The 18726-nt window shown below is 62.5% G+C and carries 20 protein-coding genes and 2 tRNA genes; 15 read left to right on the top strand and 7 right to left on the bottom strand.

Going from position 1 to position 18726, the window contains the following annotated elements; translation table 11 throughout:
• Positions 1-211: 211 nt before the first annotated feature.
• Together AB4Y31_RS15215 and dusA are read right to left on the bottom strand one after the other, a co-directional pair.
• Positions 212-287, bottom strand: a tRNA-His gene (locus AB4Y31_RS15215).
• A 91-nt stretch (positions 288-378) separates the two neighbouring features.
• Positions 379-1371 (bottom strand): tRNA dihydrouridine(20/20a) synthase DusA, encoded by a 993-nt coding sequence (gene dusA, locus AB4Y31_RS15220; RefSeq protein ID WP_368674623.1) that lies wholly within the window; start codon positions 1369-1371, stop codon positions 379-381.
• A gap of 637 nt (positions 1372-2008) precedes the next feature.
• Here dusA and AB4Y31_RS15225 point away from each other — a divergent pair.
• Together AB4Y31_RS15225 and AB4Y31_RS15230 are read left to right on the top strand one after the other, a co-directional pair.
• A complete protein-coding gene (locus AB4Y31_RS15225) occupies positions 2009-2863 on the top strand; it encodes a hypothetical protein (protein ID WP_368674624.1) in 855 nt (284 codons plus the stop codon).
• Between the two features lie 103 nt (positions 2864-2966).
• Positions 2967-3323, top strand: a complete 357-nt coding sequence (locus AB4Y31_RS15230) for a pyocin activator PrtN family protein (RefSeq protein WP_368674625.1) — start codon at positions 2967-2969, stop codon at positions 3321-3323.
• Between the two features lie 327 nt (positions 3324-3650).
• On the opposite strand, the gene AB4Y31_RS15235 is transcribed toward AB4Y31_RS15230, so the two are convergent.
• Entirely contained in the window at positions 3651-4481 is an 831-nt protein-coding gene (locus AB4Y31_RS15235; protein ID WP_368674626.1) for a hypothetical protein, read from the bottom strand.
• Positions 4482-5039: 558 nt separating this feature from the next.
• Here AB4Y31_RS15235 and AB4Y31_RS15240 point away from each other — a divergent pair.
• Both AB4Y31_RS15240 and AB4Y31_RS15245 read left to right on the top strand, forming a co-directional pair.
• Positions 5040-6029 carry a PRC-barrel domain containing protein gene (locus tag AB4Y31_RS15240; RefSeq protein ID WP_368674627.1) on the top strand — a complete coding sequence of 330 codons (990 nt, stop codon included), beginning with the start codon at positions 5040-5042 and terminating at the stop codon, positions 6027-6029.
• A gap of 11 nt (positions 6030-6040) precedes the next feature.
• Entirely contained in the window at positions 6041-7258 is a 1218-nt protein-coding gene (locus AB4Y31_RS15245; protein WP_368674628.1) for an MFS transporter, read from the top strand.
• Between the two features lie 56 nt (positions 7259-7314).
• Here AB4Y31_RS15245 and AB4Y31_RS15250 read toward each other — a convergent pair whose 3' ends face one another.
• Positions 7315-7512 carry a hypothetical protein gene (locus tag AB4Y31_RS15250; protein ID WP_368674629.1) on the bottom strand — a complete coding sequence of 66 codons (198 nt, stop codon included), beginning with the start codon at positions 7510-7512 and terminating at the stop codon, positions 7315-7317.
• Between the two features lie 145 nt (positions 7513-7657).
• Between AB4Y31_RS15250 and AB4Y31_RS15255 the strand changes: the two genes are divergently transcribed.
• Positions 7658-8086, top strand: a complete 429-nt coding sequence (locus tag AB4Y31_RS15255) for a hypothetical protein (RefSeq protein WP_368674630.1) — start codon at positions 7658-7660, stop codon at positions 8084-8086.
• Here AB4Y31_RS15255 and AB4Y31_RS15260 read toward each other — a convergent pair whose 3' ends face one another.
• The gene (locus AB4Y31_RS15260) at positions 8087-9223 is read right to left on the bottom strand and encodes an enoyl-CoA hydratase/isomerase family protein (protein WP_368674631.1); all 1137 of its coding nucleotides are present in this window, start codon (positions 9221-9223) and stop codon (positions 8087-8089) included.
• 198 nt (positions 9224-9421) lie between these two features.
• Between AB4Y31_RS15260 and AB4Y31_RS15265 the strand changes: the two genes are divergently transcribed.
• Positions 9422-9619 carry a hypothetical protein gene (locus AB4Y31_RS15265; RefSeq protein WP_368674632.1) on the top strand — a complete coding sequence of 66 codons (198 nt, stop codon included), beginning with the start codon at positions 9422-9424 and terminating at the stop codon, positions 9617-9619.
• Positions 9620-9657: 38 nt separating this feature from the next.
• On the opposite strand, the gene AB4Y31_RS15270 is transcribed toward AB4Y31_RS15265, so the two are convergent.
• Complete coding sequence (locus tag AB4Y31_RS15270; RefSeq protein ID WP_368674633.1) at positions 9658-10155, bottom strand: heme-degrading domain-containing protein; 498 nt, start codon at positions 10153-10155, stop codon at positions 9658-9660.
• 92 nt (positions 10156-10247) lie between these two features.
• Between AB4Y31_RS15270 and AB4Y31_RS15275 the strand changes: the two genes are divergently transcribed.
• The 9 genes from AB4Y31_RS15275 (at position 10248) to AB4Y31_RS15315 (ending at position 17444) form a co-directional block, all read left to right on the top strand.
• Positions 10248-10324: transfer RNA gene (locus tag AB4Y31_RS15275), tRNA-Met, on the top strand.
• A 313-nt stretch (positions 10325-10637) separates the two neighbouring features.
• Complete coding sequence (locus tag AB4Y31_RS15280) at positions 10638-12035, top strand: OFA family MFS transporter (RefSeq protein ID WP_368674634.1); 1398 nt, start codon at positions 10638-10640, stop codon at positions 12033-12035.
• Positions 12036-12046: 11 nt separating this feature from the next.
• Positions 12047-12178, top strand: a complete 132-nt coding sequence (locus AB4Y31_RS15285) for an oxalate:formate antiporter (RefSeq protein ID WP_368674635.1) — start codon at positions 12047-12049, stop codon at positions 12176-12178.
• 183 nt (positions 12179-12361) lie between these two features.
• A complete protein-coding gene (locus AB4Y31_RS15290) occupies positions 12362-12907 on the top strand; it encodes an NUDIX hydrolase (RefSeq protein ID WP_026229928.1) in 546 nt (181 codons plus the stop codon).
• A gap of 42 nt (positions 12908-12949) precedes the next feature.
• Complete coding sequence (gene aat, locus AB4Y31_RS15295; protein ID WP_368674636.1) at positions 12950-13705, top strand: leucyl/phenylalanyl-tRNA--protein transferase; 756 nt, start codon at positions 12950-12952, stop codon at positions 13703-13705.
• A gap of 53 nt (positions 13706-13758) precedes the next feature.
• Positions 13759-14592: an arginyltransferase gene (locus AB4Y31_RS15300; RefSeq protein WP_018442068.1), complete on the top strand. Its 834-nt coding sequence runs from the start codon at positions 13759-13761 to the stop codon at positions 14590-14592.
• A 90-nt stretch (positions 14593-14682) separates the two neighbouring features.
• Positions 14683-15732 (top strand): quinone-dependent dihydroorotate dehydrogenase, encoded by a 1050-nt coding sequence (locus AB4Y31_RS15305; protein ID WP_368674637.1) that lies wholly within the window; start codon positions 14683-14685, stop codon positions 15730-15732.
• A gap of 88 nt (positions 15733-15820) precedes the next feature.
• Positions 15821-16636 carry a transporter substrate-binding domain-containing protein gene (locus AB4Y31_RS15310; RefSeq protein ID WP_368674638.1) on the top strand — a complete coding sequence of 272 codons (816 nt, stop codon included), beginning with the start codon at positions 15821-15823 and terminating at the stop codon, positions 16634-16636.
• A 148-nt stretch (positions 16637-16784) separates the two neighbouring features.
• Entirely contained in the window at positions 16785-17444 is a 660-nt protein-coding gene (locus AB4Y31_RS15315; RefSeq protein WP_018442071.1) for an amino acid ABC transporter permease, read from the top strand.
• Between the two features lie 91 nt (positions 17445-17535).
• On the opposite strand, the gene AB4Y31_RS15320 is transcribed toward AB4Y31_RS15315, so the two are convergent.
• Complete coding sequence (locus tag AB4Y31_RS15320; protein WP_018442072.1) at positions 17536-18252, bottom strand: FadR/GntR family transcriptional regulator; 717 nt, start codon at positions 18250-18252, stop codon at positions 17536-17538.
• Positions 18253-18726: the final 474 nt, after the last annotated feature.

The following is an 18726-nucleotide window of genomic DNA, read 5'->3' on the forward strand; positions in this document are numbered from 1 at the left end:
GACCGCCGGCTGACGGTATCAGGCAGAAGTGGCCGGAACAGGTGAGCCAACACCTGCCCTGCCTGACCGCGAACCAAGCTATTTGGGAGCCTGAACCATGGCTAATGCATGCTGACAAAGCCAACGCAACCGCTGGGTTAAACCCAGCTTACACCAGTCCAGAATGCAAAAAGCCCGGTCATCGAAACCGGGCTGGCTGCTTGAATTCTACTGGGGTGGCCGATGGGACTCGAACCCACGACAACAGGAATCACAATCCTGGACTCTACCAACTGAGCTACGGCCACCACTGAGACTTGTCGTTCAGTGCCCCGAAACCAAGCGGCACCGACGAAGAAGCGAGATTATACAAACCCTATTCGGACTTGCCTAGTCCCCTCAACCGGGAATTTCCGCCGGCTCGCGCAAATGTGTGTGCGCCTCGTCAAAAATCGAGAGATCGGCTGCCGCCAGCCGCTTGTTGTCGGAAAGCACGCGCCGCCAGCCGCGCGAGCCCGCGATGCCGCGGTGGAGCCCAAGAGCGTGACGCGTGATGGCGCCGAGGTAGGTACCGCGAGCAAGCTCCGTCGCGCAATAGGCGATGAGGCCCGCTTCGACTTCGTCCCTCGTCGGGGCCACGGCATTGGAGCCGTAGAAGCGCTTGTCCACATCGGCGAGCAGGTAGGGATTGTGGTACGCCTCGCGGCCGAGCATCACACCGTCCACATGCTGCAAATGCGCCTCGGCTTCGTCCAGCGTCTTGATGCCGCCGTTGATGACGATCTCGAGTTCCGGAAAGTCGCGTTTGAGTCGATACGCATAGTCGTACTTGAGCGGCGGAATCTCGCGATTTTCCTTCGGCGACAAACCCTTGAGGATCGCATTGCGGGCATGAACGATGAAGACGCTGCAGCCCGCTTCCGCCACTGTGCCGACGAAGTCACGCACGAACGCATACTCTTCTACTTCATCGACGCCGATCCGGTGCTTGACCGTCACCGGAACCGTCGTCACGACATCGCGCATCGCCTTTACGCAATCCGCGACAAGCTGCGGCTCCTTCATGAGGCACGCGCCGAACGCCCCGCGCTGCACGCGCTCGGACGGACAGCCGCAATTGAGATTGATCTCGTCGTAGCCCCACTGCTCGCCGAGCCTCGCGGCGCGCGCAAGGTCCCCTGGCTCACTGCCGCCGAGTTGCAGCGCAACGGGCGCCTCGTCCTCCGTGAAAGCAAGATGGCGCGCGACGTCGCCGAAGAGCAGCGCACCCGTCGTCACCATCTCGGTATAAAGCCACGTATGGCGCGAAATGAGGCGATGAAAGTAGCGGCAGTGGCGATCGGTCCAATCCATCATCGGCGCGACTGAAACACGCCGGGGCATTGATTTCATTAAACTTTCCTGCGACATCAAGGGTTTCCGGTGGATTGCAGGCTGCGCGATTCGATGTCATTTGCGGCCGTTTTTGCTAGTTTTTTGGGCTTAGTGCTACGGTGTCGCACCGAAAACTGCCGCGTAGCACCGAGGAGCCATAGGAACAATCGAATCGCGCAAGCGCAGCGACGGAAGTATAGGGTACACCGCGCAGATCCGCCGAAGGCACGGGAACAGGTTGTCTCACGGAGGCGAAAGACGTTCGACCGCAAACCGGCGGCTCGGGCGTGGCTCGACAAGCGCAAGCGCGAGTTGTCACAGCTTGGCAGCCTGGATACCGCGAAGCAGGGCGATCCACCACTTTCCTAGGTCATCGGCCGCCATATCCGCGAGTCGACGCGTGACATTGGCCGTACGAAGAAGCAGGTGCTACAGAAAATCCGGGACGCGGCAATCGGTGCAAAGCGGGGCAGCCAGATTGCCAGCCAGGGCTACCTGCAGTTTGCGCAAAGCCTGTCGGTGCCAGTTTGGGAGTGGCTCCGCATTGTCGCGCCACTCTCCGCATCGGTCCGATTCCTGGCGCAACTGCTGCATTTGTCTGCTTTAGGTCGGAGTCGGTTAGAATTAGAGGACCGATTTTATACTTCGAGATGCCATGAATGAAGTGACACCGGTCGGACAACTATTCACTCACGTATATCAAGACCGTGGAGCGCCAGCTCTTGATAGTAGTGAATTTCGAGAGCGACTTGCGAATTACATGTACGCCCGGTTTCATGACGACAGAGTTGCGCTTTCCGAGTACCTAGCAGTTGAGACCGGGTACGTCTCACGCTTCGCCTGGCAAAATTGGCGTGCGGCTTTGTGCGACATCTCAGTCGGGCGTGTGCTGAGCGTTGTAACCCTGATATGGCGCTTCTTCACTCACCGTGGCACTAGAGACCTCACGTATGCGGCAAAGGCCCGTTCATGGAAAGATTTCGTCGAGCGTGCAATGCGCGAAGAGAACGTCTCATATCGATTGGACGAGCGTTGCGGGGTTCATTATCTCGTCGATGCCGAATTTGAGCATAATCGATCAACGATGATCAGAGCCTTGGGCGACGTCAAGTATGCAGCGGTGCGTGCTGTTTTCGAACAAGCGCACTCATATCTCGAGCCTGCCGCACTGGACACCAAGTCGGCTGTTCGATTGATATTCGAGGCACTCGAAATTCTCGCGAAGCAGATGGTCACGACCAAGAATCTAAATAAATACTGCGCGCAAAAGCTATTGAAAGACGTCGCGTTAAAGGTCATAGACTCTGACCAAATTGCCGATCAAGTCATAACGGCTACATTCATATCGTTTGGTGAGTGGATCGACGGACTACATCTCTATCGGCACGGGCAAGACACGGCCGCACCAATCGCCCCGCCAATCGACTTGGCGGTCCACATTTTGAGCGCCGGAACCGCGTACCTGCGCCTGTTGCTGGATATAGACCAGAAAAGGGCTGTAAGCTCCTAAGTTGCACGGTTTCAGCCTTTTACTGTGGAGCATTGATCATTCAGCGTTACGCCGTGTTAGCGTCAGTTGCAATAGCGCCCGCGCGCGGCCGCGGTGGCAATGGGTGCGTCCGCCCTCATCTTCGACGAAGTGCCGTGATTATTTGGCACCTTTAGCTGTGCCGACACTGCTGCGGAAAATCTCGGGCGGCGAGATTCGCTTGCCGCTCGTGCGCATGGGGACCTCGCAAAAAGGCGCGAAGTGTGTGCATGTAGAGGACTTGGCGGCCTATATCGATGTACTTCGCGCTGCCGCGGTGAAAGAATCCGAGCAGCGCTACCATCGAATTCGCCAGCTACCGATTATTTCCGCACGGCTTATGGATTTTTCTTTGGAGCAGGCACGAGTTTCGGTGCCGCAGACTGAACGGGTTGCTGCGCTTGGAGCCGAGCAAGATGAGACGAATAGGCCTTTACATTAGCCAGCGCCTGGTCAGCATCCCCGACGACTACGGTATCTGCTAGATCATAGTCAGCCCGGTGACGAGCGCTTTTCATTGCTTGCAGTACATACCCAATGCTCTTTGCCCCGGGAATTGTCGACGCTAGAAACCGCTTGCTTAGCCTTTCGTGATCGCCCATGCCCAGATGCGCATTTGGATCCGGACAATGCACGTCCGCCACCGGCAATGCCGCGTGATAGATGCCGTAATAGGCCCGACTAACGCAGTTCCGAAAGTCGATCTCAGTGGCCGCATTGTTATTGCGGCACACCGTTGCGAATGCCAGGAAATCTGCAGATGAGACAGTCATGCGTGGCTTATTTCGATCGACCGAACAAATTGTGGGCTACCCGGATATGACCGCACCGCCATTGTAATCACGTCTACGCCGGTGTCGTTGAACTGCGATGTCAGCGCGTCGGCCACCGCGAAGTTCAATTCAGCGCATACATCATGTGGCGCATTCACCTGGAATTCGAGCGTGACTGCATTGGGATGTGAGCCGCGCAGCGCAATCCAGAAGATCTTTCGATCATTCGATTGAATCGCCCTCACTGCACAGGTCGCGCGCGCGAGAAGATCCTTCGGCGAAAGATGCGCGTGCTCTGCACGCGAGGCCAGCCCAACAGCGAGTGCCTTTCGGGCCGCAAAGATGCGAGCTTGGTCCTCAGACGACTCTAAATTCACAATCGCATCGATACATTCGGCCATCGCGCCGAAGTCCAATGCCCTCTCAAAGACGCCTGCCGCCGCCTTGAGGATGGTGATGTTCCCGGTAGCGTGTTTCCAGGTGTCTCTCGCGCTCCTGTGAGCGGCTTCCAGGTCACCCATGTTCGAGAACATAACCATGGCATTGCTCACTATATGTTCCTCACCACCGCAGATTTTTTGTGCATTCGCGCCCAGCCGTCTGGCCTCATCGTGATCGCCGAGCCCAAAGTCAATCAACGCTAGACCCATCTGGCACATCGCGTAATCGGACGGACGTGTCTTACCGTGGTAGATGTCATCTAGCTGGGATTTGAGCTCGAGCAGCGCCTTCGTGACCGCTTCCTCGCGTTGACGACATAAAAGCAAAATTACTTCGTTGAAGATACGGCCTTCGGCCGTCTTCGACTCTTGTGCTTGAACCATCATGTCCTTAGCCCCACTGCGCATCGGTCAGCAAGCTGCATGCCGCCTTAACGGCGGCAACTGGATACAACTTGAGGCTGGTCTTGTGATCGGACAGTGTGGTGCACCACATCCGGCGCATTCTCCGCCCGGTCAGGTAAATGACCATCGAATTATATGGCGTCAAGACTCGCGTCTGATTTAAAAAAGCTATCGGCGGACAAGCTTCCGCCGCGGAAGGAACTCTGAGCTGCTGCATATCCCTGCTACACCGGCGCTACAAACGAAACGCCGCCTGCCGTCTCTTTCTACGTAAGGCGAAGCCGGCCTTGATCGGTCCAATCCATCATCGGCGCGACGGACACGCGGCGCGGACTGGAAACGGAATTTAACGGCATGGCGAAGAGATCGACGAGCGAATTCGGCATTTTATCGCAATGGCGTTGCCCGCCTCATTCTTCCTCCGACGCGCAGCGCGTGTCGGCGAGCCGCTAGAATGTAGCCCGCGCATGCCGGGCCGGCCGCGGCGCCTCGTTCGTCGGCCGGCTCGCGCACCCAAGCCAAAAGAAGGAGCGTTGATCGATGAGCGGCGGAGTTCCCCGTCAACACGTGATCCGGTGGATTCTCGCCTGGATACTGCTGTCAGTCCTTGCCGGTTGCAGCACCTGGTTCGCTCCGAAGCCGCCGCCGGTCACGGAGCAGCCCGCCCCGTCGCCCGAACCCGAAACCGAATCGCCTCCAGAGGCGGCTTCCGAAGCGTCGGCGCCCGAGCCCGCAAACCCGCCTTCCACGCACGCGGAAGCGCCCGAGACTCATAAAGCGCCGCCGCGCCCCGTGCATCGGCGCCCGCCGCCGCATCGCGCTCCGCCGGCCGAGACGCCGCCGCCTCCGGCACCCGTCGCACCGACGCCGATCGTCACGACGCGGCTGCTGTCGTCGAACGATACGCGCAGTCTGCTCGACGCGCGCGTGCAGCGGCCCGACGGCAAAGTCATCGGCCGCGCCATCGATATGTTCGTCGATAAAGAAGGCAAGCCGATCGAAATGCTCGTCAATCTGTCGGGCTTCATGGGAATCGGCGATCGGAAGATCCGTTTCCCTTGGAGCGCCTTCACGTTTAACATGGCGCCGAAAAAGACGGCAATCACGCTCGATGTGCCGCACGGACAGCCGCCGGCGGCCGAGGCGCTGAAAAAACATGGCCCGGCCTCGGCGAGCGCCGCCCATGACGATGCCCCGCTGCTGCGTCTCATCGACGCGACGGTCGAGCGCGGCGACGGCTCGCGCGTCGGTCGCGTGACCGATGTGCTCATCGACAACCATGCGGCGCCGCAAGCTGCCGTGCTCGACGTGGGCAGCCTCATCCACCAGCGGCGCCGAATCGTGGCGGACTGGTCGGCGCTGCGCTTCGTGCGCAAAAATAAGGACGACGGGCTGACCGTCCAGGCGGACCTTTCGGATGCGCAAGTCGAGGCGGCGCCGAGCTACGAGCCCGATCAGCCCGTACGCGCAATCTCGCCCGCGCCGCCGCCGGCAAAGCCCGCGGCCACGAGCACAGCCTCTTCACGGTGACGAACGCGCAGATGGCAACCTTACGCAGTCTTCGCGCACTCGATTGGCTGAATTTCTTTCTCGCCAATGTCCAGACGGGCTTTGGCCCGTTCATCGCGTCGTATTTGACGACGAACAAATGGACGCAGGGAGAGATCGGCATCGCCCTCAGCGTCGGCACCGCCACGGCGATGCTGAGTCAAGTCCCCGCGGGTGCGCTGATCGACGCCCTGCGCAACAAGAAAGCCGCCGGCGCCGCCGCGATCCTTGCGATCGCGGCTTGCGCCCTGCTGCTCGCGGCAAGTCCAACGCTGATCCCCGTCTTCGCCGCCGAAGTGTTTCACGGCTTCGCCAGTTGCATGCTCACGCCGGCCATCGCGGCGATTTCGTTCGGACTCGTCGGTCGCCACGCGCTCGGCGATCGGCTTGGCCGAAACGCGCGGTTTGCATCGATCGGCAGTGCCGTGGCCGCGAGCTTGATGGGTGCCGTCGGCGAGTATTCGTCGGCGCGTGGCGTGTTCTGGTTGACCGCCGGACTGACGCTCCCCGCGCTGTTCGCACTGTCGCTGATCGAGCCGGTCGGGGACGCACCCGGCATGCCCACTTCGCCCGAGAAGCGCGGCAGCATGAGCGAGTTGCTGCGCGATAGGCGCGTGCTCATTTTCGCCGCCTGTATCGCGCTCTTTCACTTGTCCAATGCGGCGATGCTGAACCTCGCCGCGGGCGAAGTGACGACGCACATGAGCGACAACGTCCAACTCATCATCGCGGCCTGCATCATCGTGCCGCAGATCGTCGTGGCGGCCCTCTCGCCTTGGGTGGGGCGCTCGGCGCAGCGCTGGGGCCGGCGCCCGCTGCTGATCTTCGGGTTCGCCGCGTTGCCCGTTCGGGCCCTGCTGCTCGCGAGCATCTCGAGCCCCTATTTGCTCGCGCCGATCCAGGCATTCGACGGCATCAGCGCCGCCGTGTTCGGGGTCATGTTGCCGCTCATCGCGGCCGACGTCGCGGGTGGCAAGGGGCACTACAACCTTTGCATCGGGCTCTTCGGCCTCACGGCCGGTATCGGCGCGACGTTGTCCACACTCGTCGCGGGATTCGTTGCCGACCGTTTCGGCAACACGGCGAGCTTCCTGTGCCTTGCCGCGGCAGGCGCGCTCGCCGTGTTACTGGTGTGGGCAGCGCTGCCTGAAACGCGTGATGCGGCCGAAGCGGACTCCGAGAGCGAAGGCGAGCCATCCGCCTCGTCGTGACGCGCGCGGCGCGGCGGCCGCGGCCAGTTCACTTGGGAATCAAAGCGAGTGCAGGCCTAATCGCAATCGCCCGACAGATACTTCCTCCCCTCGCAAGTGATCTCGACGGCGCCGCTACTGTTCTCGTCGGCAAGCCCCGCACCGAGCAGTTCGGCGGCTACTGCCATCGAGACGAGCGGCGGCGCCTGCCCGACTCCGACCTCGTTCAAGCGCCGAAGCGCTTCGATAGCTTCCGGGCTCAAGGATTTGGACATGGCCGTCTCCTGTCTGGCATACGAGTGCTGAAACCATGCTAGCACTTCGCCCGCGGGGCGAGGCGCGCCCCTATAATGTCGCTCGTTTTCCGGCCATCGCGGGCCGCGAGCCGCTGCCCTCCCTGCGGCCGCCCCGGCTCAATTCATGCAAAAAGTCATCCTTCCGCTCCTTTCCGGCTTTCTGGCCGCATTGTTCTTTCACGAGGCCACGCTGGGCCTCTTGCATACTGCCGGCTTCATTTCGACGGGCGGATTTTCGACCGAACCGTTTGCACCGCTCGGCATTCCCGAGTTCGTCGCGAACGCACTGTGGAGCGCGGTCTGGGCCGTCTTGATGGCCTGGCTCCTGCGCGTGTCGCCCGAACGCGTGGCGCCGTGGGTTCAGGCTTGTCTTTTCGGGGGCATCTCGCTTACCGCTGCTCGCATCTTCGTCGTCGATCCGGTACGCGGCATCTGGCCGAGCGGCAACATGTTGCCGCCCCTGGCAGAAGGGTTCGCTGCCAACGCGGTTTGGGGCTGGGGCGCGCTCGTTTTCATGCGCGCCTTCATGTCCGAAACGGAGACCGACGAATAATCAGCCGCTCAGCCGGCGAAGCGGGTGATCGCCGGCGGACCAGGGGCTGACGAACATGCGCTCGACATCGCTGCGGGTCACGTCTTCGATGCGAGCGATACGCCAGCGGGGCCGATTGTCTTTGTCGATGATGCGTGCTCGCACGCCTTCGACGGCATCGCCGCGCTCGAACGTCGAGCGCGTGAGATCGAGATCGCGCCGCAAGCATTCAGCCATCGATCCTTCAGCGCGCGCCACGACTTCGAGCGAAACCGCCATCGACAGCGGCGAGCGCTCTCGCATGACGGCGATCGTTTCGGCTGCCCACTCGCGCGCGCCGTCCTCTCGCTCACTCTCGAGCGACGCGAGGATATGCGCGACGTCGCGTTGGCCGAAATGGCGATCGATCCATGCGCGGGAAGCGGCCAGAGAACTGGTTGTGCGAGAACCGGCGCCGCCCGGCGCCGACTCGGCCACCCGCCTCACGCTGTCGACGACGCTCGCGCCGTCAACGAACGGTTCGTGTCGCAATCGGTCGAGGAGGCCGGGCAACGCCGCCTCGTCGATGCGAACATCAGCCAGTCCCGCGTAAAGCGCGTCGGCCGCGTCGATCGTCATGCCCGTGACCGCGAGATAGGGGCCGATCGCGCCAGGCGTACGCGCAAGAAACCAGCTCGCGCCAACGTCGGGGAAAAAGCCGATACGCGTCTCGGGCATTGCCATGCGCGTCGACTCGGTCACGACGCGCAGACCGCCGGTGCGATGTCCACCGAGCGAAATGCCCATGCCCCCTCCCATGACGATGCCGTTCATCAAGGCGACGTACGGCTTGGGATAGATGAAGATCGCATGGTCGAGCAAGTACTCCTGGGCGAAGAAGCTGTCGCGCGCGGCTGTATCGCCGCGCTTCGCGGCTTCGTACAGCTCGCGCAGATCGCCCCCGGAGCAAAACGCACGCGCATGCGGGCTATGGACGACGACTGCGAGCACACTCGCATCGTCACGCCACGAGTCGAGCGCCGTGCGCATGGCGCGGATCATCGGCAACGAAAGCGCATTGAGCGCGCGCGGACGGTTCAGCTCGATGAAGCCGATTCGATTGACCACTCGGGTTTGCAACTCGTCGCAAGCAATTCCACCGGACGGAGGCGCGGGCATGGGAAACGTCGAGATTACGCGGGAAATGCCAACGGTAGCACGTGCGGAGGCGGGCGGGGAGCCGTGATAACGATGCACGCGCTCGATTCTTGCTGCGACTGCGAAAAGGCGATGTCGGCGGCCTGCAAGCTTGCTTTCGATCGCTCCCGTCCGGGCGCGGGTATGCGCGCTCGTTCCCATTCAGCTCCATGACCCACTATGCACAAGTACTTCATTGACGACCGGGAGGTCGACGAAACGGCCGCGGCCGCCGCCTGGTTCGATCGCGCGGAACATCGGGGGATCGACATCCCCAAAGCCATCAGCCTTTGGGAGGATGCATCCGAGCGCACCGGCGAAGAAAGCCGACGCATCGTGGCCCACACTGGCGTACGCGTCGAGGTTAAAGAGAAATAGAACGAGAAGAACGCAAGCGGCTTGCGCCGCCCCGCCGCTCACGCTTTTGCCAATGAGAGCAGCGCGTAGTCGTGGCCGAGCTCGGCGCAAAGCGCCTCGACGACGAGCTCATGATCGGCCCGCTGCGGCAAGCCCGAAACGGTCACCGAACCGATGACTCCGACACCGGCCACGGTAAGGGGAAACGCGCCGCCATGCGCGGCGTAATCTTCGACAGGCAGGCCGTGCTTATCGGCGAGCGTCGCGCCGGCATGTTGAAGACGCAGGCCGATCGCGTACGAACTTCGTCTGAAGTGCGCGACGACGTTGCGCTTGCGACGTACCCATGCGGCATTGTCGGGCGTCGCGCCTTCGAGCGCGCTGAAAAAGAGCGGCTGACCGAATGTGGAGACGTCGATCGCGAGCGCGAGCCCGCGCGCCGTGGCGATTTCGTGCAGAAAAGCACCGATCTGCCACGCGCGGGCGGCATCGAAGCGCGGGAAAACAAGGGTTTGTTCCTGCGTCGCGATCGTGTTCAAGTCGTGGTCGATATCCATGGCGTAAGTTGGTTGAGCTGATTGGCCGACGCTTCGCAAAATCGGGCTTGCACAGTGTACTCGTTTTCCCCTATAATCACTTTTTCGACGGACGCGGGGTGGAGCAGTCTGGCAGCTCGTCGGGCTCATAACCCGAAGGTCGTAGGTTCAAATCCTACCCCCGCAACCAAGCAGTCCTTCTACCGTCGTCCAAATTCCGGAAAAGCCCGATGGCATTCGCTTTCGGGCTTTTTTTGTTTTCGCGCGAACCCACCCGTCCGGTGTATCGAGTCGCCCGAGCGTCCCCGTCCGAGCGCGCAAAATCAGCGCGCAGGCCCTGCTGTTACATGCGCCGCCATCCCTGCGGCCAGAACTTTATGTAGTACCGGCTCCTATTGCGTATCGCTTTCCGTCCCCTTATCGTTGACGAGGCAGTGCGTCTGTCTCGTGAGAACAAAAATCCACACGGACAGCCCGTTCCGGACGACATGCAGGAGACCACGATGAGCAGTAGCATTACCGAGCCATCCGGTGGCTCGCCCTCGTTTTTTTCGAAGCAGGCCACCATCGCGGGCCCGGGTTTCTCGCGCTGGATGGTGCCGCCCGCGGCGCTTGCCGTGCATCTTTGCATCGGGCAGGCCTACGCCTTCTCTGTCTTCAACGGGCCGCTCACGAAGGTGATCGGCATCACGCAATCGGCGCCGGACGACTGGTCGCTCACGACGCTCGGCTGGATCTTCTCGCTGGCTATCGTGTTCCTCGGCCTGTCCGCCGCTTTCGCCGGCAAGTGGCTCGAGCATGCGGGCCCGCGCCGCACGATGTTCACGGCGGCATGCTGTTTCGGCGGCGGCTTTCTGGTCTCGGCTGTCGGCGTGTGGCTGCACCAGATCGTCCTCCTCTACCTCGGCTATGGCGTGATAGGCGGGATCGGACTCGGCCTTGGCTACGTCTCGCCCGTCTCGACGCTGATTCGCTGGTTCCCCGATCGCCGCGGGATGGCGACGGGCATGGCGATCATGGGCTTCGGCGGCGGCGCGATGATCGCCGCACCGCTCTCCGTCGCGCTGATGAGTCACTTCAAGAGCGCGACGAGCGTCGGCGTGGCACAGACGTTCGTCGTGCTCGGCATCGCCTACTTCATCTCGATGTCGATCGGGGCGCTCGCGATCCGCGTTCCGGCGCCCGACTGGAAGCCGGCCGGATGGACGCCGCCCGACACGTCGCACAAGATGATCACGCGCAACCACGTTCATATCGACGAGGCCCTCAAGACGCGCCAGTTCTACCTGATCTGGCTCGTGCTCTTCCTGAACGTGACGGCCGGCATCGGTATCCTCGGGCAAGCCTCGGTGATGATTCAGGAAAGCTTCAAGAACACGGTGACGCCCGCGGCCGCGGCCGGCTTCGTCGGCCTGCTCTCGCTTTTCAACATGGGGGGACGGTTCGTATGGGCGTCCGCGTCTGACTGGGTCGGTCGCAAGAACATCTACTTCGTCTTTTTCGTGCTTGGGGCGGTGCTCTACTATCTCGTGCCGAGTTTCGCGGCCGCGGGCAACATTGCACTCTTCGTGCTGGCCTACTGCGTGATCTTGTCGATGTATGGCGGCGGCTTTTCGACCGTACCCGCGTATCTGGCCGACATGTTCGGCACCGCCTTCGTCGGCGGCATCCACGGCCGGCTGTTGACGGCATGGTCAGCCGCGGGCGTGGCAGGCCCGGTGCTCGTCAATTACATCCGCGCCTACGAGGTCGCTCACGGCGTGGCGAAAGCCGATGCTTACACGATGACGGTCCACATCATGGCGGTCCTGCTCGTCATCGGCTTCATCTGCAACCTGCTCGTCACGCGCGTGGATGAGAAGCACCACATGACCGAAGCGCAGCTCGCGAAAGAACTGTAAGGAGACGACTCATGAGCACTCCACCGACCCCCGCTCATCGGACCAACCGCATCGCGATCGTCGTCTTCTGGGCGTATGTCCTGATCCCGCTCGCATGGGGCGTCGTCAATACGCTACGGCAAGCGCTGAAGCTGTTCAGCTGACGCCGTCATTCCACCGGGTCGGCGCTTCGCGCTCGACTCCGGTTCTGCAACCAGGTTTTCGTGCCGGCATCGCGGCCCCGATAAGGCGGCTGCGCGCCGGAGCTTCCGTCCGAATCGCCGCCGCCATGCGGCGCGTGCTGCGCCCGGTGATAAACTCCCATCACCCTCAAGCGCGCGCTATCCATGAAATTCTGTTCAGCCTGCGGCCACCCTGTCAGCCTACGCATACCGCCCGGAGACAATCGCGAGCGGTTCGTCTGCGAGAACTGCGGGGCCGTGCACTACCAGAACCCACGCAACGTAGTCGGCACCGTGCCGGTCTGGGAAGACAAGGTGCTGCTGTGCCGTCGTGCGATCGAGCCGCGCTACGGCTACTGGACGCTGCCTGCCGGCTTCATGGAAATCGGCGAGACGACGGCCGAAGCCGCCGCGCGCGAAACGCTCGAGGAAGCCGGTGCGCGCGTCGAGGTTCAGCACCTTTTCTCGCTGCTCAACGTGCCGCACGTGCATCAGGTGCATCTGTTCTATCTGGCGCGCCTGCTCGATATCGACATCGAGGCGGGCGAGGAAAGTCTCGAAGTTCGGCTCTTCGACGAAGGCGAGATTCCGTGGGACGACATCGCGTTTCCCACGGTCGGGCAGACGCTGCGCTTCTTTTTCGCCGATCGCTCGGTAGGCAGCTACGGCCTGCACACCGGGGACATCTTCCGCTCGCTGCGCGAAGGCTGATCTCGCCGACCGTCGATCTCCCCTCCAAAACGTACTTCGCCGATGGTTCCCTGGCTCGGACCCGATGATCCCTTCCCGCCCGTCGAGCACGCGCTGGGCCCGGTGAGCGGTGCGCCGGGCCTGCTCGCGGCGAGCTCGGATCTGCTGCCTTGGCGTCTCGTCGATGCCTACCGCCGCGGCATATTTCCCTGGTATTCGGATGGGCAGCCCGTCCTTTGGTGGTCTCCCGATCCGCGCATGATCCTCGTGCCCGGCGAGTTCAAAGTCTCGCCGTCGCTACGCAAGACCCTGCGGCGCGTGCTGCGCGAGGCGCGCTGGGAGATTCGCGTCGATCACGATTTCGCCGGCGTCATGCGCGCCTGTGCGCAAGCGCCCCGGCGCGGGCAGCGCGGCACCTGGATCACCGCGGAAATCATCGACGCCTACTCGTCCTTGCATCGCGTCGGCGAAGCGCACAGCGTCGAAACATGGCTCGACGGGAAACGCGTCGGCGGGCTCTACGGCGTCTCGCTCGGGCGCATGTTTTTCGGCGAATCGATGTTCGCCGAGGTCAGCGACGCGTCGAAAATCGCGCTCGCCGCCCTGGTCGGGCACCTTCGCGGCCACGGGGTAGAAATGATAGACTGCCAGCAGAATACGTCGCATCTGGCGTCGCTCGGCGGTCGCGAGATCGCGCGCAAGGCCTTCGTGGCGCACGTGCGGGCGGCTGTCGCCGAAGCTCCGATTCCGTGGCGCTTCGACAAGACCGCTCTGCTCCAAGTGCTGCCGAACGCCGCGCAAAGCGACCAAGCCCGCTGAAGCATCGGAGCGGCTTGCATAAGATTGAGAGGGACGATGCTTCGAGAGCCGCAATGACGCACCCCAACGAGCTGCCGTTATCCCCCCTTTCCGCGCTGCAATTCTATGCAACGGCGCCCTATCCCTGCAGCTATCTGGAGGGACGCATTGCGCGCTCGCAAGTCGCGACGCCGAGCCACCTGATCAATTCAGACGTCTATACCGAGCTGGTCAAAACCGGCTTCCGCCGCTCGGGCGTCTTTACCTATCGCCCCTATTGCGAAGGCTGTCGCGCGTGCGTTCCGGTGCGCGTACCCGTTGAAGCTTTCTCGCCGAACCGCACGCAGCGGCGCGTCTGGAAAAAGCACGCGAACCTCGCCGCGACCGTTTCCCCGCTGCATTACGACGAAGAGCATTACGCGCTCTACATGCGCTATCAGGCGGCGCGTCACGCGGGCGGCGGCATGGACCGCGACAGCCGCGATCAGTACGAGCAGTTCCTGCTGCACAGCCGGATCAATTCGCGCCTCGTCGAGTTTCGCGAACCGGCCGCGGCCGCGCCGGGAATGGCGGTGGCCGAACAGGGCGTGCTGCGCATGGTCAGCATGATCGACATTCTCGGCGACGGGCTGTCCTCGGTCTACACGTTCTTCGAGCCCGACGCGCCGGGCACCAGTTACGGCACCTACAACATCCTCTGGCAGATCGAACAGGCGCGCAGCCTGGGGTTGCCCTACGTCTATCTCGGGTACTGGATCCGTGAGAGCCCCAAAATGGCCTACAAAGCGAATTTCCGGCCGCTCGAGGGGCTGTCCGACGGCCGCTGGACCCGGCTCGATCCGGCCACGGGCGCCGCCGAGGGCGGCTTGCCCCCCGTCGACGCGGCATGGCGCGCGCGGCGCGGCTGACGCATCGCGACGGATGCTGCGGCGCGTCTCGGGCTCGCGCGCGGAAGCCGGTAAAATAGCGCGCCTTCATTTTTTCGCCGCCAACTCGACGTGCTCAGCTCCCTTTACCCGCTCGCCCGCACCCGCCTCTTTCGCATGGATGCGGAGGACGCTCATCATTTGACGCTGCGCGCGCTCGGTGCGGCCGGCCGCACCGGGCTCGCCAAACTGCTTGCGACACACGTGCACGACCTGCCGCGTACCGCGATGGGCATCGCTTTCCGCAATCCCGTCGGCCTCGCGGCCGGCCTCGACAAGGATGGCGCCTGCATCGACGGGCTTGCCGCGCTCGGGTTCGGCTTCATCGAAGTCGGCACCGTCACGCCGCGTCCGCAGCCCGGGAATCCGCGTCCGCGCATTTTCCGGCTGCCCGAGGCCGGTGCGCTCATCAATCGCATGGGCTTCAACAACGGTGGGGTCGATCAGTTCGTCAAGAATGTCCAGGCGGCTCGCTACCGCGGCCCGCTCGGCCTGAACATCGGCAAGAACGCCGATACTCCCATCGAGCGCGCCGCCGACGACTATCTGTACTGCCTCGAACGCGTCTACCCGTTCGCGAGCTACGTCACGATCAACATCTCATCGCCGAACACCAAAAACTTGCGTCAGCTGCAGGGCGCGAGCGAGCTCGATGCGCTGATCGGCGCGCTGAAGGACAAGCAACAGCGTCTCGCCGATCTGCACGGCAAACTCGTGCCGCTCGCGCTCAAGATCGCGCCCGACCTCGATGACGAGCAGATCGATTCGATCGCCGATACGCTGTTGCGGCACCGCGTGGAAGGTGTCATCGCAACCAATACGACGCTCTCGCGCGCGGCGGTCACGGGCCTGCCGCATGCTGAAGAAACGGGTGGCCTGTCCGGAAGGCCCGTGTTCGAGGCGTCGAACCGGGTCATCGCGAAGCTGCGCGAGCGGCTCGACGATGCGGTGGCCATCATCGGCGTGGGCGGTATCGCCTCTGGCGAGGATGCCGTCGCGAAGCTCGCCGCCGGTGCGTCGCTCGTCCAGCTCTATACGGGCTTCATCTATCGAGGACCGGCCCTCGTGGGCGAGTGCGTCGAGGCGATCGCTCAGAGAGCGGCCCCAGCACCTGTCATATAGAAATAGGCAAACGATATTTAAAAGGCGATTGAGTTATCGCTATGATTGCTCCCCACATCGATGCCTGTGAGGCAAGGAGAAGACCCGAATGAAAGTAACGACGTTGAAGAAGATCCTGACGGCTGGCCTCATCGGAGCGGCTTTCGTCGCGGCCACGGCCCACGCCGCCGACTTGCTCGACGAGGTCAAGGCGCGCGGGACGCTGCGCATCGGCCTCGAGGGAACGTTTCCCCCGTTCGACTCCAAAGATGCCAAAGGGGATCTCGTCGGATTCGACGTCGATATCGCGAAAGCCGTCGCTGCCAAGCTCGGAGTGAAGCCCGAGTTCATCACGACGGAGTGGAGCGGGATCATCGCCGGTCTGCAGGCGGGCAAGTTCGACGTGATCGTCAATCAGGTCGGCGCCACCGACGAGCGCAAGAAAGTGCTCGACTTTTCGCCCCCTTATACGTACTCGGGTGCCGAGCTGATTCAGCGCAAGAACGACACGCGCCAGTTCAAATCGCTCGATGACCTGAAGGGCAAGAAGCTCGGCCTCGGCCTCGGCACGAACTACGAGCAGATGGCGAAGGCCGTTCCCGGCATCGACGTCAAGACCTACCCCGGCGCGCCGGAATATCTGCGCGATCTCGCGGCCGGACGCCTCGACGCCGCACTCAACGACAAGCTGATGGTGGCTTACCTGCTGAAGGGCTCGGATCTGCCGCTGCGCGCGGGCGCCCAGGTGTCGGGCGGCACGCCGTCGGCCATCCCGTTCCGCAAGGGCAATCCGAAGTTCGCCGCGGCGATCGACGACGCCATGAAGCAACTCGAAGCGGATGGGACATTCACGAAGATCTCCGAGAAGTGGTTTGGCATCGACGTGACGAAGCCCACGCCGAGGACCTCGGGCACGACCAAGTAACGAATCACGAGTTGAACCGTGCAAGGGCGGCATCGTTGCGATGCCGCCCTTTCGTATTGGCGCGTATATGATGTGGGGCCCCGCCTTTGTATCGACGCCCGCCGGCTACACGTTCAATGCGCTGAGTACGAGATAACAAACCCACGTCATGTCCACGACTTCCCTGCTCGCCCAATCGCTGCCCGCGCTCGCGCAGGGCGCCGTCCTGACGATCAAGTTCGCGGTGCTTTCGATGATCTTCGGCCTCCTCGCCGCCACCGTCATCGCGTTAATGGGCATCAGCCATCGCAAGCCGCTCGTCGGGATCGCTCGTACCTACGTCAGCATCATGCGCGGCACGCCGCTGCTCGTACAGATCTTCGTCGTCTATTACGGCCTGCCGAGCGTCGGCCTTTCGCTCGATCCGACGCCGGCCGGCGTGATCGCGCTTTCGGCCAACGTTGCGGCCTATCTGTCCGAAAGCATGCGTGGCGCGATCAACGGCATTCACCGCGGCCAATGGCTCGCCGCATATAGCCTGGGGCTCTCGCGGCGGCAGACGCTGCGCTACGTTATCGGACCGCAGGCGCTGCGGATCGCCGTGCCGAGCCTCTCGAACAGCCTCATCAGTCTCATCAAGGACACATCGCTGGTCTCGGTCATCACCGTGACGGAGCTCTTGCGCAGTGCTCAGGAAATCATCGCGACGACCTATCAACCGCTACCGCTCTACCTCGCGGCCGCGGCCGTCTACTGGGTCCTTTGTCAGGTCCTGGAATGGGTCCAGCATTGGTATGAGCGACGCCTCGCGCTGCCGACGCGCCATTGACTGTCGACATGCCTAACGCCGCGCGAACTCGCCTGAGTGCGCGGCGCGCGGGCCGGCATCGGGACGGACGGACCCGGCCGGCCGCTGATCGCTAATGCCGGCTCGGCACCTCGACGGCGAACTCGCGACTGATCTCGTCGGCCGCCAGTTCGATGAGGGCGAGCGCGGCGGCTTCGGCGTCCTTCGGATCGCGCCGCTCTATCGCCGACACGAGGCGCTCGTGAGTCTGCACGGATATTTCCCACGCGCCGGCCTTCTCCGCGAGCATAGGTTGCGTCGCCTGCAAGGCTCCACGGATGATGGCTGCCATTTGCTGAAAGAATTGATTGCCACTCGCATGGACGATGCGCGTATGCAACAGTTCGTTCGCGGACGCGTAGCCCGTATCGCCGGGGGCGAGCCCCTTGAACAGATCGAACGCCTCACGGATCGCGGCGACATCGGCGACGCTCGCGCGCGCGGCTGCCTGCGCGGCCGCGCGAGGCTCGATCAGCATCCGGAACTCGATGACGTCGCGCATGAAAAGCGGATCGGGCTTAGCGCGAAACCGCCAGTTGACGACGTCCTCATCGATCATCCGCCAGTCGCGCATCGACCGAATCCGGGTGCCGACTTTGGGACGCACGTCCAACATGTGCCTCGCGAGCAGCATCGACAACGCTTCGCGCATGACGGTCCGACTGACGTCGAATTCCTTCGAAAGCACGTCTTGCGGCGGAAGAATCGCCCCATATTTTTCTTCGACGATCCCTGAGACGAGCCCGTCCATTACCTTGCTGACCAGTGAACGGTCCTTGCCCTGCTCCATGACTTCCCCCGATGCGCCGACCGACGCCTGTCCTTGCTGTTTCGTTTCAAAACCCTCGCATAGCGCTTTCGGGTATATGAATACGGTGCTTCGACCAAATTCGATACGCTATTGGGAAACGCCTGACAGGGTTATCCCTCTGATCGTACCGATGTCGAATGTGCTTGAACGGTGGCACGCGCCGCAACTCCACACCCTCGAAAATTACTTCGCAGTACTACGCAATGCGGTTCCCAATTCGACGACGAGCGCTGCTTGAATGAACACTGCACGATGGCCGCGTTTCATACACGCAGCGACGAGCCGCAGGCCCAGGTAAGACGAATCGTCATGTTGCACGGTACGTCTCGGAGAAAGGGGTTTCCGTTCGCAATCGCACTCATTGTTGCTAGCGACCCGACACTCGTGCGAAACCTTATTCGGCATCCAACACTCGACACGTCTCAACAATGAGTCACTCGTGCCGCGATCGTT

This window comes from Trinickia sp. EG282A, assembly GCF_040965455.1.
Classification (GTDB): Bacteria; Pseudomonadota; Gammaproteobacteria; order Burkholderiales; family Burkholderiaceae; genus Trinickia; species Trinickia symbiotica.